This is a genomic window from Streptomyces sp. NPDC046866, assembly GCF_040704625.1.
Taxonomy (GTDB): Bacteria; Actinomycetota; Actinomycetes; order Streptomycetales; family Streptomycetaceae; genus Streptomyces.
In genome coordinates this window covers 100,595-123,487 of the sequence record NZ_JBEYXN010000001.1, presented here as the reverse complement: position 1 = coordinate 123,487, position 22,893 = coordinate 100,595, and the positions used below count along the sequence as shown (strand labels likewise).

Sequence of the window (22,893 nt, the reverse complement as noted above, 5' to 3'; positions counted from 1 at the left end):
CGAGGCACCCCGCCATGGCTCAGCGCATCACCTTCACCACGGTCCGGACCGCAGTGGTCGCTGCGGTCATGGCGCTCCTCGCCGTTCTCGGGTTCCGCGGGCGGGTCGTCGCCCCGGCGGCCGCCGCCGCGCCCGGCGCCGGCTCGGCAGCCGCCGGCCTCTGCTCCGGCGCCCCCTCCTCCGTGCGCCGGCCACTCGCCCGGCGGACCTGGCGGGCGCTGGTGCGGGGCGGCTCGCTCCCGCCGACGATCAAGCAGCGGATCGGCGCCGAGGCGCACGGGGCCTCCCCTTCCGTCCGCCGCTCCGCCGCGCCCGCTGCCTTCGCCGCCGCTGACCCGGCTCCCGCGGCTGCGGTGCTGCCGGCCCCTTCCGGTCTTCCTGTCACCGCCCCGGCCCTGGTCGCCGGCCCCGCCCTCGGCCGTGACGGGCTCGCGCTCGTGGCATAGGGCCGTACCGCGCACGCGGGCGGACGGGTGCGGCGGCGGAGCGACCGCGCACAGCACCGGTCATGAGCCCCGGGAGCGGGGCAGGCAGGGCGCGAGGGGGCGCGGAGGCGCGCGGCAGGCGTGCAGGGGGCGTGAAGCTTGGCTTGGCATGGCAGGGCCGCAGGCACGGGAGACGCGGGGTTCCCGGAGGCAGCGGCCCCTTTCGGCATGTCCGGAGGACATCGCCCCGAAGGGACGTGTGGCCCGGTGTCCGGCCGTGGTGTGGACCGGTCCGGTGGCGCGGGCGCCCCCGCTGGTGTGCGCGGCTCCCGGCCTACGCCTTGACACCCGCAGGGAATCTGACGGACAGTCAGGTCCACTCGTCGATGCGACGCGACGCCGGGAGGCCAGCACCGTGCACCTCGCCCCGACCGAAGGCCAGTTGCGGCTCCGCGCCGAACTGCGCGCGTACTTCCACGACCTCCTCCCGGACGGCGTCCCCGAGGATCCGGCCGCCCAGCGCACCCTGCTGCGCCGCATCGGTGCCGACGGACTGCTCGGCCTCGGCTGGCCCGCCGAGTACGGCGGCCGGGGCCGCGGGGCCGAGGAGCAGTTCGTGTTCTTCGACGAGGCCTACCGGGCCGGTGCACCCGTCTCCATGGTCACCCTCAACACCGTCGGGCCGACCCTGATGAAGTACGGCACCCAGGAGCAGAAGGAGCGGTTCCTGCCCCGCATCCTCAGCGGCGAGACCGTCTTCGCCATCGGGTACTCCGAGCCCGGCGCCGGCACCGACCTGGCCGCCCTGCGCACGCGGGCGGTACGGGACGGAGCCGACTGGGTGATCGACGGGCAGAAGGTCTTCACCTCCAACGCCCAGAACGCCGACTGGATCTGGCTCGCCTGCCGCACCGACCCCGCGGCCCCCAAGCACCGCGGCATCTCGATCATCCTCGTGCCCACCGACGCGCCCGGGTTCTCGTGGACCCCGATCGAGACGGTCGGCGGCCTGACGACCACGGCCACGTACTACGACGAGATCCGCGTGCCCGCAGCCAACCTGGTCGGCCCCGAGCACGGCGGCTGGAGCCTGATCACCAACCAGCTCAACCACGAGCGGGTCGCCCTCGCCGCCATCGGCATGCAGGCGGAGGACTTCTACGCGGCCGCCCTGCGCCACGCCCGGACCCCCGACCCGGACACCGGCGAACGCCCCGCCGACCGCCCCTGGGTGCGGTCCCGGCTCGCCGAGGCACACGCCCGGCTGGCCGCCGTACGCCTCCTCAACTGGCGCCTCGTCCAGGACGTGGGCGGCGGCACCCTGGCCCCCGGTGACGCCAGCGGAGTGAAGTTCCTCGGCACCGAGTCCGCCGTCGAGGTGTACCGGATCTGCCAGGAGGTGGTGGGCGAGGAGGCCCTCGTACGGGGTCCGGGGCCCGGTGCCTTCGCGGGCGGCGAGCTGGAGCGGATGAACCGGGCCGCCCAGATCAACACCTTCGGCGGCGGGGTCAGCGAGGTCCAGCGGGAGATCGTCGCCATGACGCGGCTCGGCATGAAGGGGCGGAAGCGATGAGCGCCACGGCGTCCGGCACCGCGGACGGGACCGGGGAGGCGGCGGCAGCCCGCTTCCACGAGCTCCTCAGGGCTTTCGAGGGCCGGCCCGCCGCGACCGGCGGCCGGGGCAAGGACCCGGTCAACGGGCCGATGATCCGCCACTGGTGCGAGGCGATGGGCGACACCAACCCCGCCTACACCGGTCCGGACGCCGTCGCCCCGGCCACCATGCTCCAGGCCTGGACGATGGGCGGGCTGTCGGGCCACGGCGACCGCTCCTCGGCGTACGACGAACTCCTCGCCCTCCTCGACAGCGCCGGCTGCACCTCCGTGGTCGCCACCGACTGCGAGCAGGAGTACCTGCGGCCGCTCCGCCCCGGCGACGAGATCACCTTCGACGCCGTCATCGAGTCCGTGTCGCCGCGCAAGACGACGAAGCTGGGCACCGGCCACTTCGTGACCACCCGCATGGACGTCCGCGCCGGCGGCGAGCCCGCCGGAACCCACCGCTTCCGCATCCTCAAGTACGCACCGGCCGCCCGCCCCCCGGGGCAGCAGCCGGCGGCGGGTCCGGCCGCACAGCCGCAGCCGCAGCCACAGCCCGCGCCACGCCGTCCCCGCCCCGTCGTCAACCGCGACAACCAGGGCTTCTGGGAGGGCGTTCGCGAGCACAGGCTGCTGATCCAGCGCTGCACCGCCTGCTCGACCCTCCGCTTCCCCTGGCTGCCCGGCTGCAACACCTGCGCCTCCCTCGACTGGGACACCGTCGAGGCCTGCGGGGAGGGCACGGTCTTCAGCCACGTCGTCATGCACCATCCGCCGTTCCCGGCCTTCGACCCCCCGTACGCCGTCGCCCTCGTCGAACTCGCCGAGGGGGTCCGCATGATCACCAACATCACCGGCATCCCCCACGACCGGGTCCGCATCGGACTGCCCGTCCGGCTGGAGTTCCTCCGGGTCGACGAGGACCTGGAACTGCCGGTCTTCCGAGGAAGCGAGGGCTGATGGACTTCCGCCCCACCGAGGAGCAGGCCGCCGCGGCGGCACTCGCCGCCCGCATCTTCGGCGACCTGTCCACCCACGACCGCCTCGCCGCGGCCGGCACCGGCAGTGACGCCGAGCTCTGGAAGGCGCTGGCCGGCTCCGGCCTGATCGCCGCGGTCGAGGACATCGGCCTGCTCGGCCTGGTCCTGCTGCTGGAGGAGCAGGGCCGCACGACCGCGCAGGTCCCCTATGCCGCCAGTTGCGCGTACGGGGTCCTCCCCGTCGCCGCGCACGGCTCGGCCGATCAGCGGTCCCGCCTGCTGCCCGCCTTCGGCAGCGGCGAGGCGGTCGCCACCGGTGCCTTCCCCCACCGGGGCCGGTTCAGCGCCCGCGCCGGCGTCCGGCTCACCGGCTCCGCCCCCGCCGTGCCCTGGCTGCGCGACGCCACCCATGTGCTGGTGCCCGACGCCGACCGGGCCCTGTGGCTCGTACGGACGGACGCGCCCGGCGTGGACACGGCTCCCGTGGAGACCACCGCCCCCTGGTCCGCGGGGCGCCTCACCCTCACCGGAGCCGAGGCCGAGCGCCTGGGCGGCCCGGAGGCGTACGAGGAGGTCCTCGCCGCGGCCCGTACCGCCTTCGCCGGGCTCCAGGCAGGGGTCTGCGCCGGCTCCGTGGCCCGTGCCGCCGCCCACACCTCCACCCGTGAGCAGTTCGGCCGGCCGCTCTCCACGAACCAGGGGGTCATGCTGCGGGCGGCCGACGCGCACATGGACACGGAGGCGATCCGGGTCACCGCGTACGAGGCCGCCTGGCGCATCGACGAGGGGCTCCCGGCCCGCGGGCACGCCCTGACCGCGGCCTGGTGGGCCTCGGAGGCGGGCAAGCGGGTCGTCCACGCCGGACAGCACCTGCACGGCGGCACGGGGGCCGACCTCGACCATCCCGTCCACCGGCACTTCCTGTGGGGACGCCAGCTGGACGCCTACCTGGGCTGCGGCAGCGAACTGCTCGCCGAACTGGGCGCACTCGTGTCCGAGGCAACCGCATCCGAGGGGGACGACACATGAACGTCGGCGACGCGCTGCCGCCGCTGGAGATCCCGATCACCCGCACCCTGATCGTTGCGGGCGCGATCGCCTCCCGCGACTACCAGGACGTGCACCACGACGCCTCACTCGCGCGCGAGAAGGGCTCTCCCGACATCTTCATGAACATCCTGACCACCAACGGCCTGGTCGGCCGGTACGTCACCGACCACCTCGGCCCTCGGGCCGTGCTGCGCGCCGTGTCCATCCGGCTGGGCGCCCCGAACTACCCGGGCGACACCATGACCCTGACCGGCACCGTCACGGCCCTCGACGGGGAGACGGCCGAGATCCGCATCGTCGGAGCCAACGGCATCGGCCACCACGTCACCGGAACCGTGACGGTCGCGCTCCCCGGGTCGGCGCCGGCATCCCGAGGAGGCGGGGCATGAGCGTGCGGACCCGCGACGCGCTCGGCGGGCGCGCCGCCATCGCCGGCATCGGCGCGACCGAGTTCTCCAAGGACTCCGGCCGCAGCGAGCTGCGGCTCGCCGTCGAGGCCGTGCACGCCGCCCTCGACGACGCCGGCCTCACCCCCGCCGATGTCGACGGCATGGTCACCTTCACCATGGACACCAGCCCCGAGATCACGGTCGCCCAGGCCGCCGGCATCGGGGACCTCTCGTTCTTCTCCCGCATCCACTACGGCGGCGGCGCGGCCTGCGCCACCGTCCAGCAGGCCGCACTCGCCGTCGCCACCGGGATCGCAGAGGTCGTGGTCTGCTACCGCGCCTTCAACGAGCGCTCCGGCCGCCGCTTCGGCTCCGGGGTCCAGCAGCGCGAGCCGTCGGCGGAGGGCGCCGCCCTCGGCTGGTCGCTGCCGTGGGGGCTGCTCACCCCCGCCTCCTGGGTGGCCATGGCCGCGCAGCGCTACCTGTACACCCACCGCCTCACCCCGGAGGCGTTCGGCCACGTCGCGGTCACCGCCCGCCGGCACGCGGCCAACAACCCCGCCGCCTGGTTCCACGGCAAGCCCATCACCCTCGCCGACCACGCCGCCTCCCGCTGGATCGTCGAACCGCTGCGACTGCTGGACTGCTGCCAGGAGACCGACGGCGGCCAGGCGCTCGTCGTCACCACCACCGAGCGGGCCCGCGACCTGCGGCAGGCACCCGCGGTGATCACGGCCGCCGCCCAGGGCGCGGCCCGCCGGCAGGAGGCCATGACCTCTTTCTACCGCGAGGACCTCACCGGTCTGCCCGAGATGGACGTGGTCGCCCGGCAGCTGTGGCGGACCAGTGGACTGCGGCCCTCGGACATCGACGTCGCCATCCTCTACGACCACTTCACGCCGTTCGTGCTGATGCAGCTGGAGGAGTTCGGCTTCTGCAAGCCGGGCGAGGCCGCCGACTTCGTGGCCGCCGGCGCCCTGCCGCTCAACACGCACGGCGGACAGCTCGGGGAGGCGTACCTGCACGGCATGAACGGCATCGCCGAGGCCGTCCGCCAGCTGCGGGGCACCTCCGTCAACCAGGTCGGCGGCGCCGCCCACGCCCTGGTCACGGCGGGGACCGGAGTGCCGACCTCGGGGCTGATCCTCGGCGCCGACGGCTGAAGCCCGCCGCCGGCCGCCCCGCCTCCTCCACCTTCAGGAGGTGGGGCGGGCCCCACCCCTACAACCTGAGGCGGACCCCGCTTCGGCACTTGCGGCCGATCCCCCGCGGGACCGCGCGCTTCTAGCGTGGAGCCATGACCACGCCCGTGTGCACGCTCGCCTCGCAACCGACGCCGTACCCGTCGTTCTCGGCGTACGTCCGGACCCGCGGCACGACCCTGCTGCGCACTGCCCGCTCCCTCACCGCCAACCCGTGCGACGCGGAGGACCTGCTGCAGACGGCGCTGGCCAAGACCTACGCGGCCTGGGACCGCATCGAGGACCACCGGGCCCTGGACGGATACGTCCGCCGGGCCCTGGTCAACACCCGCACCTCCCAATGGCGCAAGCGCAAGGTCGACGAGTTCGCCTGCGACGAGCTCCCCGAGGCCGAGACGCCGCAGAGCACCGACCCGGCCGAGGCACAGGCCCTGCGCGATGCGATGTGGCGCGCGGTGACCCGGCTTCCCGACCGCCAGCGCGCCATGGTCGTCCTGCGCTACTACGAGGACCTGACCGAGGCCCAGACCGCCGAGCTCCTCGGGGTCTCCATCGGGACGGTCAAGAGCGCCGTCTCCCGAGCCCTGGTCAAGCTCCGCGAGGACCCGGAGCTCACCCCGGTCCGCTGAGCCGCCTACCTCGTGGTTTCACGTGAAACACACCGTTTCGCGGGGAACACCGCCCGGTTTCACGTGAAACATCGCCGCAGGCTCCGGGCCCGGCTTGTGCACGATGCCCGGTTCACGCACCCCCGGCCTGTGCTCCGTACCAGGTCGAGTCCCCCCACAGCGATTCCCCGCCGAGTTTGTACCTCCGGGTAGTGACATGCCGACCGGTACGTGCGCAGAATCGGCAGCAATCCAAGCCGCCGCAGCGCCGCAGCGCCCACCGGGAGGACGCTTTGCTGAGCACCATGCAGGACGTACCGCTCCTCGTCAGCCGGATCCTCCGGCACGGGATGACGATCCACGGGAGTTCCCAGGTCACGACGTGGACGGGGGAGGCGCAGCCGCACCGCCGAAGCTTCGCCGAGATCGGCACCCGCGCCGCACGCCTCGCGCACGCCCTGCACGACGAGCTCGGTGTCCGGCAGGACGAGCGGGTGGCCACCCTGATGTGGAACAACGCGGAGCACGTCGAGGCGTACTTCGCGATCCCCTCCATGGGCGCCGTGCTGCACACGCTCAACCTGCGGCTGCCTCCCGAGCAGCTGGTCTTCATCGTCAACCATGCCGCCGACCGGGTCGTGCTGGTCAACGGCACCCTGCTGCCGCTGCTCGCCCCGCTCCTGCCCCACCTGCCCACCGTCGAGCACGTGGTCGTCGCCGGCGCCGGCGACCGTTCGGTCCTCGACGGGCTCGGAGTGGCCGTCCACGACTACGAGGAGCTCCTCACGGGCCGTCCGGACGGCTACGACTGGCCGGAGCTGGACGAGCGCCAGGCCGCGGCCATGTGCTACACCTCCGGCACCACCGGCGACCCCAAGGGCGTCGTCTACTCGCACCGCTCGATCTACCTGCACTCCATGCAGGTCAACATGACCGAGTCGATGGGCCTGACGGACAAGGACACGACCCTCGTCGTCGTCCCGCAGTTCCACGTCAACGCCTGGGGCCTGCCGCACGCCACCTTCATGACCGGCATCAACATGCTGATGCCCGACCGCTTCCTCCAGCCCGCCCCGCTCGCGCAGATGATCGAGCAGGAGAAGCCGACGCACGCCGCTGCCGTCCCGACCATCTGGCAGGGCCTGCTCGCCGAGGTCACCGCCCGGCCGCGCGACCTGTCCTCCATGCGGCACGTCACCATCGGCGGCGCGGCCTGCCCGCCGTCGCTGATGGAGGCGTACGACAAGCTCGGCGTCCGCGTCTGCCACGCCTGGGGCATGACCGAGACCTCCCCGCTGGGCACCATGGCGCACCCGCCGGCGGGTCTGAGCGCCGAGGAGGAGTGGCCGTACCGGATCACCCAGGGCCGCTTCCCGGCGGGCGTCGAGCCCCGCCTCGTCGGCCCCGGCGGCGACGTCCTGCCCTGGGACGGGGAGTCGGCCGGCGAGCTGGAGGTGCGCGGTACCTGGATCGCGGGCGCCTACTACGGCGGCGTGTCCGGCGAACCGCTGCGCCCCGAGGACAAGTTCAGCCCGGACGGCTGGCTCCGGACCGGCGACGTCGGCGTGATCAGCCCCGACGGGTTCCTCACCCTGACCGACCGGGCCAAGGACGTCATCAAGTCCGGCGGCGAGTGGATCTCCAGCGTGGAGCTGGAGAACGCGCTGATGGCGCACCCCGAGGTCGCCGAGGCCGCGGTCGTCGCCGTCCCGGACGACAAGTGGGGCGAGCGCCCCCTGGCCACCGTCGTCCTGAAGGAGGGCGCGACCGTGGACTACGCGGGGCTGCGGGCCTTCCTCTCCCAGTCCATCGCCAAGTGGCAGCTGCCCGAGCGCTGGACGTTCATCGAGGCCGTCCCGAAGACCAGCGTCGGCAAGTTCGACAAGAAGGTGATCCGCAGGCAGTACGCCGACGGCGAGCTCGACGTCACCCGCCTCGACTGAGGAGCGGCTGCTGCGGCCCCTGCGTCAGCCGCGCGTGAGCCACGGCCGCAGCAGCCTGCTGACGGCGGGCATGGCCGCGTAGGTCATCAGGGTGCTGAAGACGGCCGCGAAGGCGGCCGTCCGCACCACGAAGTTCACGTCCACCAGGTACGGCCCGAGCACCGCGTTGCCGAGCAGCGAGATCGGAAAGATCGCCAGCCCCGAGCTGATCGCCATCTTCCACCGCGGCGGCGCGGGCCGGGTCGTGCCCGGCTTGGCGAACCAGGTCTCCATGCCGTGCAGTTCGCGCCGGGCCGTCTCCGTGTGGTGGTGGCCCTCGCAGTTCGCGAAGAACGCGGCCCGCTCCGGGGACTCCTGCCACCGCTCGAACGCCGCCTGGTTGCGGAAGCGGTGCACCAGGAACCAGGGCGCCCCCGGAGCCGCCGGGCGGAACAGCCCGTACCCGAGGTGGTCCGGGAAGGTCGCGGCGGTCTCCAGGATCCCGCGCGCCCACGTCTCGAACGCCTCCTCGTAGCCGGGCTCCACCTGCCGGGCGATCAGCAGGCTCACCTCCCCGCTGTCCGCGGGGACGGTGTGCTCGGACGTGTCGGTGATGGCCATCGGGCCAGGATGGCTAGTTGGCGCCGATCTTGGCCAGCAGGTCCACGATGCGGCCCTGGACGTCCGCCGTGGTGGAGCGCTCGGCCAGGAACAGCACGCTCTCGCCGGAGGCCAGCCGGGGCAGCGCCTCCGCCTCGATGCCGGCGGCCGTGTAGACGACCAGCGGGGTGCGGTTCAGCAGGCCGTTGGCGCGCAGCCAGTCCACGATCCCGGCCCGCCGGCGGCGGACCTGCATGAGGTCCATGACCACCAGGTTGGGCCGCATCCGCGAGGCCAGCTCCACCGCGTCGGTGTCGGCACCGGCACGGGCCACCTGGAGGCCGCGCCGCTCCAGCGCGGCCGTCAGCGCGGTCGCGATCTCGTCGCGCTCCTCGATGAGCAGCACGCGGGAGGGGTGTTGCTCGCTGTCGCGCGGCGCGAGCGCCTTGAGGAGCACGGCCGGATCGGCGCCGTACGCCGCCTCCCGCGAGGCGTGGCCCAGCCCGGCCGTGACCAGCACGGGCACCTCCGCGGCCACCGCGGCGGTCCGCAGGGACTGCAGGGCGGTCCGGGTGATCGGCCCGGTCAGCGGGTCCACGAACAGCGCGGCGGGGAACGCGGCGATCTGCGCGTCCACCTCCTCGCGCGAGTGCACGACCACCGGGCGGTAGCCGCGGTCGCTGAGCGCCTGCTGCGTCTGCACGTCGGGCGCGGGCCACACCAGGAGCCGGCGCGGGTTGTCCAGCGGCTCCGGCGGCAGTTCGTCGTCCACGGGCGGCGGCACGGGCCGCGTGACCACCTCGACGGCGCCTCCGGGCCCGTCCAGAGGCTCGGGGCCTTCGGCGGAGCCCGCCTCGGGGGCCCCTATGGCGAAGGTCCGGCCCTGCGGTGCGGGTTCGGCGAGACGGCGTCGGCGGCCGGACCCGCCGGCACCTGCTCCTGCTCCGGCGGCCGCGGCGTCGGCGGCCGCGGGGTCGATGGGGATGCCCTGGCCGATGGTGCCGAGGGCGCGCACGCTGATCGGCCGGCCGGGTTCCGCCTGCGGGTCCTGCGGCTGCCGGGCCCCGGGCAGGGCGACCTGGCCGGTGGCGCCGTCGTCCTCGGGGGCGGGCCGGGCCGCCGGAACCGGCCAGGCGGGGGTGGCGGGCAGCGCGCGACGCCGCCCGGTCGGGGCCGCGGACTCCTCCGCGGCCGCGGCGGGCTGTGCGGCGGCCGCCGCCGGGTCGGCGCCCGGCGTCCCCAGCGCACGGCGCGCCCGGCGCCCGGCCGGAGCCTCGCCCTCGGCGGCGGAGGCCTGCGGCGCGCCCGGGGCAGCAGGCACCGGTCCGGCGGCCGGGGCGGCGCCGGCAGGGGCGACGGGCCCGGCAGCAGGAACGGGGCCCGCAGCAGGAACGGGTCCGCCGGGCGGGACGGGTCCGCCGGGCGGGACGGGTCCGCCGGGCGGGACGGGTCCGGCAGCAGGAACGGATCCGCCGGGCGGGACGGGTCCGGCAGGGGGAACGGGTCCGGCAGGGGGAACGGGGACGGGGACGGGGCCGCCGGCCGGAACCGCGGCCGGGGCTCCGGGCACGGCCGGGTTCGGGCCCGCCGGGGGCGCCGGGATCGGTCCGGCGGGCAGCGCGAAGCCGCCTTCCGGCGCGACGGGCCGCGGCGCCACCGGGGCGGGGCCGCGGCCGGCCGTGGCGGTGGCCGGGCCGAGGCCGGTCGCGGGCACGGGTCCGCCGGGCCGCACGGGTCCCGCCTGGCCCAGGGCGCGCCGCCGTCCGGCGGGGTGCTCGGTCACCGGGACCGGAGGTACGGAGGGGACGGGGGGCAGCGCGGGCATGGCGGTGCCCTGCGGAGGCACGGGCCGGCCAGGCCCGCCTTCGCCGGTGCCCTCGCCGGTGCCGTCGCCGTCCCGGCCGCGGCGGCGGCCGGTGCCCAGGCCCGCCGGGTTCACCGGCGACTGGGCGAGCGCGGGGCCCGCTCCGGGAGCCTCGGGCGGGACGGCCTCGCCGGCCCTCCGGCGGCCGGACGGCAGCGCCAGCGCGCCACCGCCCTGGGCCGCGGCGGCCGGGGCCGCCTGCTCCGGGGAGTCCTCCAGGAAGGCGTCCACCCCGCGCCGGCCGCGCCGCCCCGGACCCTTCGCGGGCCCGGGCTCCGGCGCCGCCTCCGGTTCCGGCTCGGGCTCCGGTTCGGGCTCGGGCAGGGTCACCGTTCCCGCGCCGGAGCCGAGCGGCAGCTCCAGCACGTACGCGCCGCCGGGCGCTCCGGGGACCTCGACCGTCTGCAGGACGCCTCCGTGCGCGGCGACGATGCCCCGCACGATCGGCTCGTGGACCGGGTTGCCGCCCTCGTACGGGCCGCGGACCTCGATCCGCACGACCTCGCCGCGCTGGGCGGCGGCGACCACGATGGTGGAGTCGGAGTAGCCGCTGCCCTGCGGGGTCTTGCCGGTGGCGTCGACCCCGGCCACGTCCGCGACCAGGTGCGCGAGCGCGGTGGCGACCCGCTCCGCGTCCACCTCGGCCTCGATGGTCGGCGCGTGCACGGCGAACTGGACGCGTCCGGGGCCGATCAGCTCGACGGCGCCGTCGACGCCCGCCTTGACCACGCCGTCCATCAGGACGTTCTTCTTCTTCAGCTTCTCGCTGCCCGCGTCGAGGCGCTGGAAGCCGAGCACGTTGTCCACCAGGGTGGTCATCCGGGAGTACCCGGCGGCCAGGTGGTGCAGCAGCTGGTTCGCCTCGGGCCACAGCTGGCCCCCGTCGTCGGCGGCGAGGGTGGCCAGCTCGCCGCGCAGCTCCTCCAACGGGCCGCGCAGGGACTCGCCGAGGACGGCCACGAGCTGGGCATGGCGCGCGGCCAGGGCGTCGAAGGGCCGCCGGTCGGTGAAGGTCATGACGGCGCCGACGAGCATGTCCCCGTCGCGCACCGGGGAGGTGGTCAGGTCGACGGAGACCGGCTGGCCGGCCTTGTTCCACAGGACCTGGCCGCGCACCCGGTGCTTGCGGCCGCTGCGCAGCGTGTCGGCGAGCGGGGACTCCTCGAAGGGGAACGGGGAGCCGTCGGCGCGCGAGTGCTGGATCAGGGCGTGCAGCTCGCGGTTGCCGAGGTCGGTGGCGCGGTAGCCGAGGATCTGGGCGGCGGCCGGGTTGACCAGGACGACCCGTCCGTCGGTGTCCGTGCCGACGACGCCCTCGGCCGCGGCGCGCAGGATCATCTCGGTCTGCCGCTGCGAGCGGGCGAGCTCGGCCTCGGTGTCCACGGTCTCGGAGAGGTCCCGTACGACGAGCATGAGCAGCTCGTCGCCGGTGTACGCGGGCTGCGGCTCGCGGTAGGCGTCGCGGCCGTCGAGGTGGGCGTGGGTGACCTCGACGGGGAACTCGCTGCCGTCGGTGCGGCGCGCCACCATCCGCTTGGGCTTGGCGCGGCCTCCGTCGTCGTCGCCGGGCCGGCGCATCGAGCCGGGGATCAGCTTGGAGTCGAAGTCGGGGAAGAGGTCGAGCACGCCGCGGCCGACGAGTCCGGTGCCGGGGCTCTCCATGACCTCGAGCGCGATCGAATTCGCGTTGACGACCGTGCCGTTGGCGTTGACGAGGAGCAGCGCGTCCGGAAGCGCGTCGAGTATTGCTGCGAGGCGAGCAGCGCCTCGGGATGGCCTGCTGCTCACGACGAGCTTCCTCCCTGACCACGACTACCGGCATGTCACGGGAGGAGTCTAAGGGCACGTCCCCGGCCCGAGGTGGCCGATGTTGCCGGGATGCAGTGGACCGGCCGCATCAGCGCAGGTCAGGACCGCCCGGGCGGAAGCACAGGTTCCAACTTGTTCCAGCGCGCGATCTCGCATCCGTTGGTTCGCCTGAACGTGGCGTCCACCTTCTGTCCGAGCCAGGTCCCCGTCACGCGCGCGATGGCCGGCCCGCCGTGCTGCAGGCTGCACACCGCGCGGTCGTCCTCGGGGGCGAACGGGTCCTCGCCGTCCCGTGCGAGGCGGTCGAGGCGGGCGCAGGCCGCCTCGCGCTCGGGGTGGTCCCCGCCGACGGGGTTGCACTCCAGCACGTACGTGCCGTTCGCCAGGGGGTTGGGGGCCTTGGACACGGCGACGGTGAGGTGGTCGGGCCCGCCCAGCAGTCGGGCGAGCGGGAGCGGGGGCAGCGGGCCCGCGGCCGTGGCGGCCAGGGCGGAGGTGACGGCGAAGGCGGCGAGTCGCAGCATGGGGCACTCCAGATCGTCCGTACGTCGTACGCCGGGACCAACGACCGGCCCGCGCCCCGCGTGACGGCTCGCCCGACCCGTGTGCCGGGAGTGATTAAGGCTTTGCCCTGTGGCCAGCTGTCCTAGTACCGTGGGAGCGGATTGGTGACCGGCCCCGCGCCTGTGTCATCATCTGCACGCACCCTCGTACGCGGGGGTGTGCTGGAGGCGTCGCCTAGTCCGGTCTATGGCGCCGCACTGCTAATGCGGTTTGGGGCTTACCCCCCATCGAGGGTTCAAATCCCTCCGCCTCCGCAGCCCACGAAGCCCCGGTCCGACGGACCGGGGCTTCGCTGCGTGAACGCACTTCTCGGGGCCTTCCTCGCCCTCTTCTCCACCCTCTTCTTCACGGTCCTCTGCAGGGACTCGTGTGCGGGGACGCGTGCCGAACCGTGTGCCGCCGACTCTTGTCGGCCTGCGCGCCCGCACCTTGTGGGAGTCCTACCCGCCGGCCCCGGCCGCACTCCGTCCGCCCCTGCCGCCCTTTTCGCGCCACCGCGCGCCCCGGACCTCCAGCGGGCCCAACCCGCGGACGATCATGGTCCAGAACGTTTTCGCAGGTCAGAGCCGGTCCGGCTAATGGATTTCGCGTCCCGGCAAGGTCCATGTATTGTTGTTCTCGCAAGGCCAACGGGGCGAAAAACCCCGGGAAGCCCAAGCACTCGTAGCTTAACGGATAGAGCATCTGACTACGGATCAGAAGGTTGCAGGTTCGAATCCTGCCGAGTGCACAGCCGAAGAGGCCCCGGACGAAAGTCCGGGGCCTCTTGCGTTGCGCCGTTCTTCAGCGGATGCGGGGAGGCCCGTCACCGACAGGACCTGCTGTCCAGCGAGGGGCGGGCCGTGAGATCCGGTCGCCGCTCGGGGTGTCGTCGCCGCCGACCTTGAAGACATGGATGTGGCCCGCTCGGGTGTCCGCCGCGTACGGCTCGGTCTCGTCGGGGGAGAAGACCGCGCCGTTCGGGCTGTGAGCCACCTGGTTCTCCCCTGATGGTTAAGTGCTGAATTCTGTTCGGTTCCGTGGTGAGATTGCAGGATCCCGTACCGTCTGGCGCACGGGAAGGCCGTGGTGGGAGATCGCGTGGACGACATCGACCGGGCGCTCGTGCGGTGCCTGCAGCAGGACGCGGGCCAGTCGTACGCCGCCCTCGGCGCCGCCGTCGGGCTTTCCGCCGGGGCCGCGCACGAGCGGGTGCGGAAGCTGCGCGAGCGCGGGGTGATCCGGCGGACCACGGTCGACGTGGACCCGGCCGCCGTCGGCAGTGGGGTGCTGACCTACGTGATGGTCGACGCCAACGCCTGGATGGGGGACTCGGCCGCCGCCTTCGAGGCGATCGCGGAGATCCAGGAGGCGCACGTCATCGCGGGCAGCGCCTCGGTCCTGGTGAAGGTGCGCACGGCCACGACCGAGCAGCTCCAGGAGGTCCTGCGCCGCCTGTACGCGATCGACGGCGTCAGCGGGACCCGCGCCACGGTCGTGCTGGAGACCTTCTTCGAGCGACCGCTGCCGCTGTGACCTGGCGGTGCACCGGCATCCGGTGGAGCAGCGGGGGCGGCCCGGCCGTCGGGTGGTGGGCCGAGGGGCGCGGCGAGCGGACCAGCCCGCTGGCGTACGGACAGCTGCTCGCCTTCGCGGCGCAGGGGGAGCGGCGCTGCCTCGGCGTCCGCCGCGCCGGGAAGCGGACGCCGTGCCCCACGGCCGCCGCCGTGCCCGTCCGCAGCGGGAACGCCCAATGCGCCGCATGCGCCCGCCTCGACCGCTCGTTCTCCGTGGCCGCCGACACCCGTGCCGCCGACCCGCGGACCTATCGCGTCTACCTGGCGTGGTTCGGGCCCGGCCTGGTCAAGGTCGGCATCACCGCCGAGGAACGCGGCCCCGTCCGGCTGCTGGAGCAGGGCGCGGTGGCCTGGGCCTGGCTCGGCCGCGGCCCGCTGATGGCGGCCCGCCGTACCGAGGAGCTGCTGCGCGCCGCGCTCGGGGTGCCCGACCGGATCCCGTACGCCCGCAAGCGCGCCGTACGGGCCCTGCTGCCCGCCGCGGCGGAACGGGCCCGGGAGGTCGCCGAGCTGCACGCGCGGGCCGCCGCCCTGCCGGACCGGCCGGAGTCGCTGGAGGCGCTGGCCTGTGAAGTGGCGGACCACGCTTCCGTGTTCGGGCTGGACGGCCTGCCCGCGCCCGCCCGGGTGGTCACGGCCATGGCCCCCGGTGCGGTCGTCGCCGGCCGGCTCGCGGGAGCGGCGGGCCCCGATCTGCACCTCGCCGACGGGCTCGTGGTCGACACCCGTCTGCTGGCCGGCTGGGAGCTCGTCGCCCCGGACGCCGGCCGCACGACCGACGCGCCGACCGCCCCGGCCGCGGCGTTGCCCGATACGGCCGGCGGGCAGGACGGGCTCTTCTGAGCGGCCGTCCGCAGCCGCGCAGTCCGCAGCCGTGCCGGACGCGGACGCGCTGCCCCCGCCCGGCCCGGTGCGCCCGGACCAAGGTCAAAACTTGGATCCCTTTGGGCTCGCGGGCCGCTTTTCCGTGGACATTCCGCAGGCCGGCGCAGAGATTGGTGGACATGACCATCAAGCCCGTCAAGCCCGTGCCCGCCTTCGAACCGCCTTACGTCATGGCGGTGTTCACCTCCGTCCGCACCACCGAGGACAGCGGGTACCCGGAGACCCTCGCGCGGATGCACGAGATCGTCGCCGCCAACCCCGGCTTCCTCGGCTACGAGTCCGCCCGCACCCCCGGCGGCCTCGGGATCACCGTCGCCTACTTCCGCGACCACGACTCCCTCGCCCTGTGGCGGCAGGACCTGGAGCACCAGGCCGCCATGAAGCAGGGCCGCGCCGACTGGTACGAGAGCTACACCCTGCACGTCGGCACCGTGGAGCGGAGCCACGGCTTTGACCGCAACGGCTGACGCGGTCCGCGCCTTCCGGGAACGGCTCGCCCTGCCCGGACTGGTCGACGTGCACACGCACTTCATGCCCGAGCGGGTCCTGGCCAAGGTGTGGGACCACTTCGACTCCGTCGGCCCGCTCACCGGCGTCCCCTGGCCCATCACCTACCGGCACGAGGAGGAGCAGCGGGTCGCCCTGCTGCGGGATTTCGGGGTGCGCGCCTTCACCTCGATGCTCTACCCGCACAAGCCGCAGATGGCCGCGTGGCTCAACTCCTGGGCCGCCGACTTCGCCGCCCGGACTCCGGACTGCCTGCACACCGCGACCTTCTTCCCCGAGGAGTCGGCGGGGGCCTACGTCCGCCGGGCCGTCGAGGCCGGGGCACGGGTCTTCAAGGCCCACCTCCAGGTCGGCGGCTACGACCCGAACGACGAGGCGCTCGAACCGGTCTGGGGGCTGCTCGCCGAGGCCGGCATCCCTGTCGTGGTCCACTGCGGTTCGGGGCCCGTCCCGGGCAAGCACACCGGGCCCGGGCCGGTCACCGCCCTGCTGGCCCGCCACCCGCGGCTGGCGCTGGTCGTCGCGCACATGGGCATGCCCGAGTACGGGGACTTCCTCGACCTCGCGGAGCGGTACGAGCGGGTGCACCTGGACACCACCATGGCCTTCACCGACTTCGCGGAGCAGTTCAGCACCTTCCCGGAGGGCGAGCTCGGGCGGCTCGCCGGCCTCGGCGACCGGATCCTGCTCGGCACCGACTTCCCGAACATTCCCTACCCCTACGACCACCAGCTGACCGCCCTGGAACGGCTCGGCCTCGGCGACGACTGGCTGCGGGCCGTCTGCCACGACAACGGCGCCCGCCTCTTCGGCCTCGCCTGAGCGGGGCGGGGAAGGCCCGGCGGCCGTTTCTCAGGAAATTCACAGACAGGGGCAAGAACGCTCTCAGAGGCGGCCGCCAGCGTGGTCGCATGACTGCGACGACCACCTCCCCTGCGTCCACGTCCGCCGCAACCCCCGCCGCCCTCGTCCGGCCGGACGGCGGGCCCTGCCGCGTGCTCGTCGTCGACGACGAGGCCCCGCTCTCCGAGCTGCTGTCCATGGCCCTGCGCTACGAGGGCTGCGAGGTGCGCAGCGCGGGCGACGGGGCCGGCGCGGTCCGCGCCGCCCGGGAGTTCCGCCCGGACGTGGTGGTCCTCGACGTCATGCTCCCGGACATGGACGGCCTCGCCGTCCTCGGCCGGCTGCGCCGTGAGATCCCGCAGATCCCGGTGCTGTTCCTGACCGCCCGGGACTCCGTCGAGGACCGCATCGCGGGCCTGACGGCGGGCGGCGACGACTACGTCACCAAGCCGTTCAGCCTGGAGGAGGTCGTGGCCCGGCTGCGCGGCCTGGTCCGCCGCTCCGGCGCGGCGCAGGCCGCCCGGGGCGGCTCCGTCCTGGCCGTCGGCGACCTCCGGCTCGACGAGGACAGCCACGAGGTGTCCCGGGCCGGCCGGGAGATCCACCTGACCGCCACCGAGTTCGAGCTGCTGCGCTACCTGATGCGCAACCCGCGGCGCGTGCTGAGCAAGGCGCAGATCCTGGACCGGGTGTGGTCGTACGACTTCGGCGGCCAGGCCAACGTGGTCGAGCTGTACATCTCCTACCTGCGGCGGAAGCTGGAGAGCGGCCCCGGGCTCCCCTCGATGATCCACACCCGGCGCGGCGCCGGCTACCTGATCAAGCCGGCCGAGTAGTGGCCCTCCGCCCCCCGCGGCTGCGCTCCCGCGTGTGCGGCGTCCTCCGCCGCCCCCGGCCGCAGCGGGGGCGCCGCCGCATGCTGCCGCGGCGGGCCGGCTCCTGGTCGCTGCGCGCTCGCCCCTGGTCCCTGCGGGCGCGGCTCGTGGTCTCCGCGGTCTCGCTGATCGCCGTCGTCGGTGCTGCCATCGGGGCCGTCACCACCCTGGCGCTGCGCTCGTATCTGGTCGACCGGCTCGACCAGCAGCTCCGCGTCGCCGTCGACATGGCCACCCCCCGGAGCCCCGCGCCGGGGAAGGCCGGGCGTGACGGCCTGTGGTTCGTCAGCGCCCCGGGCACACCGCTGGGCGCGGCGGGCATCCGGTCGGAGCCGGACGGCGCGACCGAGGGCGCCCGCCTCGCCGCCATCGGAGGTCCCGGCCTGGAGACCCGCCGGCCGCTGACCCCCGCCCAGTCCCGGGTCCTGGAGGAGGTCGCGCACCGCGCCGCGGCCGGCCGGGGCCGGCCCGCGCCCGTGGATGCGGAGCTGCCCGGGCTCGGCGCGTACCGGGTCACCGCCTCGCCCGACGGCTCCGTCGCCCTCGGCTACCCGCTGGCCCAGGTCGACTCCACCGTGGGCCGGCTGATCGCCGTCGAGGTGTGCGTCACCCTGGCCGGGCTGATCGCGGCCTCCCTCGTCGGCCAAGCCCTGGTCGGCGTCGCGCTGCGCCCGCTGCGCCGGGTCGCCGCCACCGCCACCCGGGTCTCCGAACTGCCCCTGCACAGCGGTGAGCCCGCCCTGCACGAACGGGTCCCGGACGCCGAGGCCGATCCGCGCACCGAGGTCGGCCAGGTCGGCGTCGCCCTCAACCGGATGCTGGGACACGTCTCCTCCGCCCTCACCGCCCGCCAGCAGAGCGAGATGCGGGTGAGGCAGTTCGTCGCCGACGCCAGCCACGAGCTGCGCACCCCCCTCGCCTCCATCCGCGGGTACGCCGAACTCACCCGCCGCGGACGCGAGGAGGCCGGCCCCGACACCCGGCACGCCCTCGGCCGCATCGAATCCGAGGCGACCCGGATGACCGGCCTCGTCGAGGACCTGCTGCTGCTCGCCCGGATCGACGCCGGCCGCCCGCTGTCCCTGGCCGACACCGACCTCGCCCCGCTCGTCGTCGACGCCGTCAGCGACGCCCGCGCCGCCGGCCCCGCCCACCACTGGCGGCTCGAACTGCCCGAGGAGCCCGCGCCCGTCCGCGCCGATGCGGCCCGGATCCAGCAGGTGCTGGTCAACCTGCTGGCCAACGCCCGCACCCACACCCCGGCCGGCACCACCGTCACCGCCCGTGTTTCACGTGAAACATCCGGCGTGCGGCTGACGATCACCGACGACGGCCCGGGCATCCCGCCCGCCCTGCTCCCCCACGTCTTCGAGCGGTTCGCCCGCGGGGACGCCTCCCGCTCCCGGGCCGCCGGCTCCACCGGGCTCGGGCTCGCCATCGTCGAGGCCGTCGTCGGCGCGCACGGCGGACACGTCGGCGTGCAGAGCGCCCCCGGGCACACCTGTTTCGAGGTCCTGCTCCCCCTCGCGGCCCCGACCCCGGCCCCGGCCGCACCCCCGGCCCCGGCCGCACCCCCGGCCGCGGACTCACAGACGGGACACAGCCTCACCACACAGCGGTGACAGCCCGCCCGGCGAGGCTCGGTCCATGCGAACCGACACCTCCACCGGAGCCCTCCCGGCACGGGCGCACCTCGCGCCCGTGCCGGGCGAGCCCGTACTCGACGTGGTGATCCCGGTCTTCAACGAGGAGAAGGACCTGGGACCGTGCGTACGCCGGCTCCACGACCACCTCACCCGCACCTTCCCGTACCCCTTCCGCATCACCATCGCCGACAACGCGAGCACCGACCGGACCCCCGAGGTCGCGGCCGGGCTGGCCGCCGCCATCGACGGCGTACGCAGCACCCGGCTGGAGGAGAAGGGCCGCGGCCGCGCGCTGCGGACCGTCTGGTCCCGTTCCGAGGCACCCGTCCTCGCGTACATGGACGTCGACCTGTCCACCGACCTCAACGCGGTCCTGCCGCTGGTCGCCCCGCTCATCTCCGGCCACTCCGACCTCGCCATCGGCACCCGCCTGGCCCGCTCCTCGCGCGTGGTGCGGGGCACGAAGCGGGAGTTCATCTCCCGCGCCTACAACCTGCTGCTGCGCTCCTCGCTGGCCGCCCGCTTCAGCGACGCCCAGTGCGGGTTCAAGGCCATCCGGCGGGAGGTCGCCGAGCGCCTGCTGCCGCTGGTGGAGGACACCGGCTGGTTCTTCGACACCGAGATGCTGGTGCTCGCCGAGCGCGCCGGGCTGCGGATCCACGAGGTGCCGGTCGACTGGGTCGACGACCCGGACTCCACCGTCCACCTCGTGCGGACCGCGGTGGAGGACCTCAAGGGCGTCTGGCGGGTGGGCCGGGCCCTGGCCGTCGGCGCGCTGCCGCTCGACCGGCTCGCCCGCCCCTTCGGCGACGACCCGCGCGACCGCAGTGCCCTGCCCGGGGTGCCCCGGGGGCTGGCCCGCCAGCTCCTGGGCTTCTGCACCGTCGGTGCGCTGTCCACCCTGGCCTATCTCGCGCTGTACTCGCTGTTCCGGCTCGACGCCGGGCCCCAGCTCGCCAACGCGGCCGCCCTGCTGGTCTCGGCCGTCGCCAACACGGCAGCCAACCGCCGGCTCACCTTCGGGGTCCGCGGACGCGAGCGCGCCGTACGCCACCAGGCCCAGGGGCTCGTGGTGTTCGCCGTCGGACTGGCCCTGACCAGCGGCTCCCTCGCCGCCCTCGGTGCGGCCACGCCCGCGGCCGCCCACAGCACCGAACTGGCCGTGCTGATCACGGCCAACCTCGCGGCGACCGTGCTGCGGTTCCTGCTCTTCCGCGCCTGGGTCTTCCCCGACCGGCGCACCCCGCCCACCAAGGACGACATGCGATGACCACGGCCGTACCCTCCATGGACTCCCCGTTCCCCGAACGGGCCCCCGCCCCGCACTCCGCGTCCCCGGCGGCGGGCCCCGCCGCAGCCGCCGTGGGCGCGCAGACGCAGCGGCCCCGGTGGGAGCGTCCCGCCTACGCGGTCCTGCTGCTGGCCACCGCCGCCCTGCTGCTGTGGAACCTGGGCGCCTCCGGTTACGCCAACTCCTTCTACTCGGCCGCCGCCCAGGCGGGCAGCCAGAGCTGGAAGGCCTTCTTCTTCGGCTCCTCCGACGCCGGGAACTCCATCACCGTGGACAAGCCGCCGGTCGCCCTGTGGCCCATGGCGCTGTCCGTCCGCCTCTTCGGGCTCGGCAGCTGGCAGATCCTGGTGCCGCAGGCCCTGATGGGGGTCGCCACCACGGCCGTGCTGTACGCCGCCGTGCGCCGCCACTTCGGGCCGGCCGCCGCCCTGATCAGCGGCGCCGCCTTCGCGCTCACCCCGGTCGCCGCGCTGATGTTCCGCTTCAACAACCCGGACGCGCTGCTGGCCCTGTTGACGACCGTCACCGTGTACTGCGTGCTGCGCGCCCTCGACGGCGCCCGCACCGCGTGGCTGGTGGGCGCGGGGGTCGCCCTCGGCTTCGCCTTCCTGACGAAGACCCTCCAGGCCTTCGTGATCCTGCCGCCGCTCGCCCTCGTCTACGCCGTCTGCGCGCCGACCCGGCTGCGCCGCCGGCTGGGCCAGCTGGCGCTGGCCGGGGCGGTGGCCGTGGCGGCCGGCGGCTGGTGGGTGGCCATCGTGGAGCTCTGGCCCGCGTCCTCCCGCCCGTACATCGGCGGCTCGCAGACCAACTCCTTCCTGGAGCTGACCCTCGGCTACAACGGCCTCGGCCGCATCAACGGCAACGAGGTCGGCAGCGTCGGGGGCCGGCCCGGCGGCACCGGCGGCGGGAGAGGCGGAGGCTGGGGCGAGACCGGCATCGACCGGCTGTTCTCGGGGAACGTCGGCGGGCAGATCTCCTGGCTGCTGCCGGCGGCCCTGATCCTGCTGGTGGCCGGCCTGGTGGTGACCTGGCGGGCCCGCCGGTCCGCGGACTGCCTGGAGGGCATGGCCCGCGCGGCCTTCCTGGTGTGGGGCGGCGCGCTGCTGATCACCGCGCTCGTCTTCAGCTACATGCAGGGCATCTTCCACGAGTACTACACGGTGGCGCTGGCGCCGTTCGTGGCCGCGCTGGTCGGCATGGGCGTGTCGGTGCTGTGGGAGGAGCGGGGCGGCACGGCCGCCGCGCTCACCCTGTCCGGCACCCTGGCCCTGACCGCCTGGTGGTCCTGGGTCCTGCTCGGCCGCTCGCCGGGATACCTGCCGTGGCTGCGCTGGACCGTGCTCGGGGCCGGGCTGCTCGCGGCGGCCGGCCTCTTCCTCGGTGCCCGGTTCGGCCGGCGCTTCGGCCGCCGGTTCGCTCTGGGCGCGGCGGCGCTGGGCCTGGGGGCCGCCCTGGCCGGCCCGCTGGCGTACTGCCTGACGACGGTGAACTCGGCGAGCACCGGCTCCATCGTGACGGCCGGGCCGGCGGTCTCCGGCGGCCGGCCGGGCGGCGGACGCTTCTTCGCCGGCGGTGAACTACCGCCGGGCGCCGGCCCGCAGGGCGGTTTCCCGGGCGTCGCGCAGGGGGCCCCGCAGGGCGCCTTCCCGGGTGCTCCGCAGGGCGCCCCCCAGCAGGGCGGTGCAGGGCAGCAGGGCGGCCGGCAGCCGCGGCCCGGGTGGCCGGGCCAGGCGTTCCCCGGCGGACCGGGCGGCCGCCCCGGGGGCGCGGCCGGCGCCCCGGGGCGGCGCGGCCAGGGCGGCGGCCCCGGCGGCCTGCTGAACGGCACGAAGGCGAGCGCGCAGGCCACGGCGGTCCTGCGCAAGGACGCGGACCGGTACACGTGGGCGGCGGCCACCATCGGAGCCCAGAACGCGGCGAGCTACCAACTGGCATCGGGCGAGCCGGTGATGCCGATCGGCGGCTTCAACGGCAGCGACCCCTCGCCGACGCTCGCGAAGTTCCAGGAGTACGTCCGGACCGGGAAGATCCACTACTTCATCGGCGGCGAACAGGGCCCGGGTGGCGAGGCAGGGGGCATGCGCGGCCCCGGCGGCAACACCGGCAACGCGATCGCGGCGTGGGTCAAGGCCAACTTCCGCACGGTGACCGTCGGCAGCGCCACCTTCTACGACCTGACCGCGCCCCTGAGCGCCACGTCCGCACCGTCCTGAACCTGCCGAAACGCGAGGGGCACCCTCTAGCATCAAGGGGGCGGACCGGGCATTCCGGGCCG

At 74.7% G+C, this 22,893-nt stretch carries 20 protein-coding genes and 2 tRNA genes; 18 read left to right on the top strand and 4 right to left on the bottom strand.

The features are described from left to right. The first annotated feature begins 14 nt into the window (after positions 1 to 14). The 8 genes from AB0953_RS00600 to AB0953_RS00565 all read left to right on the top strand — a co-directional run bounded on the left by AB0953_RS00600 (position 15) and on the right by AB0953_RS00565 (position 8,196). The gene (locus AB0953_RS00600; protein ID WP_366857147.1) at positions 15 to 446 is read left to right on the top strand and encodes a DUF6344 domain-containing protein; all 432 of its coding nucleotides are present in this window, start codon (positions 15 to 17) and stop codon (positions 444 to 446) included. A gap of 394 nt (positions 447 to 840) precedes the next feature. Then, entirely contained in the window at positions 841 to 1,998 is a 1,158-nt protein-coding gene (locus AB0953_RS00595) for an acyl-CoA dehydrogenase family protein (RefSeq protein ID WP_366857146.1), read from the top strand. After that, complete coding sequence (locus AB0953_RS00590) at positions 1,995 to 2,984, top strand: OB-fold domain-containing protein (protein ID WP_366857145.1); 990 nt, start codon at positions 1,995 to 1,997, stop codon at positions 2,982 to 2,984. The genes AB0953_RS00595 and AB0953_RS00590 overlap by 4 nt, the downstream gene beginning before the upstream one ends. After that, positions 2,984 to 4,033, top strand: coding sequence for an acyl-CoA dehydrogenase family protein (locus AB0953_RS00585; RefSeq protein WP_366857144.1), 1,050 nt, complete (start codon positions 2,984 to 2,986; stop codon positions 4,031 to 4,033). Before AB0953_RS00590 ends, AB0953_RS00585 begins: the two co-directional genes overlap by 1 nt. After that, complete coding sequence (locus AB0953_RS00580; RefSeq protein WP_366857143.1) at positions 4,030 to 4,443, top strand: MaoC family dehydratase; 414 nt, start codon at positions 4,030 to 4,032, stop codon at positions 4,441 to 4,443. The genes AB0953_RS00585 and AB0953_RS00580 overlap by 4 nt, the downstream gene beginning before the upstream one ends. Beyond that, positions 4,440 to 5,606 carry a lipid-transfer protein gene (locus AB0953_RS00575; RefSeq protein ID WP_366857142.1) on the top strand — a complete coding sequence of 389 codons (1,167 nt, stop codon included), beginning with the start codon at positions 4,440 to 4,442 and terminating at the stop codon, positions 5,604 to 5,606. Before AB0953_RS00580 ends, AB0953_RS00575 begins: the two co-directional genes overlap by 4 nt. 134 nt (positions 5,607 to 5,740) lie before the next feature. After that, complete coding sequence (locus AB0953_RS00570; protein WP_366857141.1) at positions 5,741 to 6,274, top strand: SigE family RNA polymerase sigma factor; 534 nt, start codon at positions 5,741 to 5,743, stop codon at positions 6,272 to 6,274. Positions 6,275 to 6,546: 272 nt separating this feature from the next. Further along, positions 6,547 to 8,196 carry a long-chain fatty acid--CoA ligase gene (locus AB0953_RS00565; protein ID WP_366857140.1) on the top strand — a complete coding sequence of 550 codons (1,650 nt, stop codon included), beginning with the start codon at positions 6,547 to 6,549 and terminating at the stop codon, positions 8,194 to 8,196. A gap of 24 nt (positions 8,197 to 8,220) precedes the next feature. Here AB0953_RS00565 and AB0953_RS00560 read toward each other — a convergent pair whose 3' ends face one another. The 3 genes from AB0953_RS00560 to AB0953_RS00550 form a co-directional block, all read right to left on the bottom strand. Continuing rightward, entirely contained in the window at positions 8,221 to 8,796 is a 576-nt protein-coding gene (locus AB0953_RS00560) for an antibiotic biosynthesis monooxygenase (RefSeq protein ID WP_366857139.1), read from the bottom strand. Between the two features lie 13 nt (positions 8,797 to 8,809). Then, on the bottom strand, positions 8,810 to 12,427 hold the full coding sequence (locus AB0953_RS00555; protein WP_366857138.1) for a PAS domain-containing protein: 3,618 nt from the start codon (positions 12,425 to 12,427) through the stop codon (positions 8,810 to 8,812). A 119-nt stretch (positions 12,428 to 12,546) separates the two neighbouring features. Next, positions 12,547 to 12,972, bottom strand: a complete 426-nt coding sequence (locus tag AB0953_RS00550; protein WP_366857137.1) for an SSI family serine proteinase inhibitor — start codon at positions 12,970 to 12,972, stop codon at positions 12,547 to 12,549. 203 nt (positions 12,973 to 13,175) lie between these two features. Here AB0953_RS00550 and AB0953_RS00545 point away from each other — a divergent pair. Together AB0953_RS00545 and AB0953_RS00540 are read left to right on the top strand one after the other, a co-directional pair. Then, positions 13,176 to 13,266: transfer RNA gene (locus AB0953_RS00545), tRNA-Ser, on the top strand. A 403-nt stretch (positions 13,267 to 13,669) separates the two neighbouring features. Beyond that, positions 13,670 to 13,742 (top strand) — tRNA-Arg (locus AB0953_RS00540). A 53-nt stretch (positions 13,743 to 13,795) separates the two neighbouring features. On the opposite strand, the gene AB0953_RS00535 is transcribed toward AB0953_RS00540, so the two are convergent. Further along, complete coding sequence (locus AB0953_RS00535) at positions 13,796 to 13,987, bottom strand: hypothetical protein (protein WP_366857136.1); 192 nt, start codon at positions 13,985 to 13,987, stop codon at positions 13,796 to 13,798. Between the two features lie 105 nt (positions 13,988 to 14,092). On the opposite strand from AB0953_RS00535, the gene AB0953_RS00530 reads away from it, so the two are divergent. From AB0953_RS00530 to AB0953_RS00495, 8 genes are all read left to right on the top strand, one after another. Next, positions 14,093 to 14,527 (top strand): Lrp/AsnC family transcriptional regulator, encoded by a 435-nt coding sequence (locus AB0953_RS00530; RefSeq protein WP_366857135.1) that lies wholly within the window; start codon positions 14,093 to 14,095, stop codon positions 14,525 to 14,527. Further along, positions 14,524 to 15,411, top strand: a complete 888-nt coding sequence (locus AB0953_RS00525; protein WP_366857134.1) for a DUF2797 domain-containing protein — start codon at positions 14,524 to 14,526, stop codon at positions 15,409 to 15,411. The genes AB0953_RS00530 and AB0953_RS00525 overlap by 4 nt, the downstream gene beginning before the upstream one ends. Before the next feature lie 161 nt (positions 15,412 to 15,572). Continuing rightward, positions 15,573 to 15,920, top strand: a complete 348-nt coding sequence (locus AB0953_RS00520) for an antibiotic biosynthesis monooxygenase (protein ID WP_366857133.1) — start codon at positions 15,573 to 15,575, stop codon at positions 15,918 to 15,920. Beyond that, a complete protein-coding gene (locus tag AB0953_RS00515) occupies positions 15,904 to 16,782 on the top strand; it encodes an amidohydrolase family protein (protein WP_366857132.1) in 879 nt (292 codons plus the stop codon). The genes AB0953_RS00520 and AB0953_RS00515 overlap by 17 nt, the downstream gene beginning before the upstream one ends. A gap of 89 nt (positions 16,783 to 16,871) precedes the next feature. Next, a complete protein-coding gene (locus AB0953_RS00510) occupies positions 16,872 to 17,639 on the top strand; it encodes a response regulator transcription factor (RefSeq protein ID WP_366857131.1) in 768 nt (255 codons plus the stop codon). An 80-nt stretch (positions 17,640 to 17,719) separates the two neighbouring features. Beyond that, positions 17,720 to 19,300, top strand: coding sequence for an ATP-binding protein (locus tag AB0953_RS00505; RefSeq protein ID WP_366857130.1), 1,581 nt, complete (start codon positions 17,720 to 17,722; stop codon positions 19,298 to 19,300). A 25-nt stretch (positions 19,301 to 19,325) separates the two neighbouring features. Further along, on the top strand, positions 19,326 to 20,594 hold the full coding sequence (locus AB0953_RS00500) for a bifunctional glycosyltransferase family 2/GtrA family protein (protein ID WP_366857129.1): 1,269 nt from the start codon (positions 19,326 to 19,328) through the stop codon (positions 20,592 to 20,594). After that, positions 20,591 to 22,831: a glycosyltransferase family 39 protein gene (locus AB0953_RS00495; protein WP_366857128.1), complete on the top strand. Its 2,241-nt coding sequence runs from the start codon at positions 20,591 to 20,593 to the stop codon at positions 22,829 to 22,831. The genes AB0953_RS00500 and AB0953_RS00495 overlap by 4 nt, the downstream gene beginning before the upstream one ends. Positions 22,832 to 22,893: the final 62 nt, after the last annotated feature.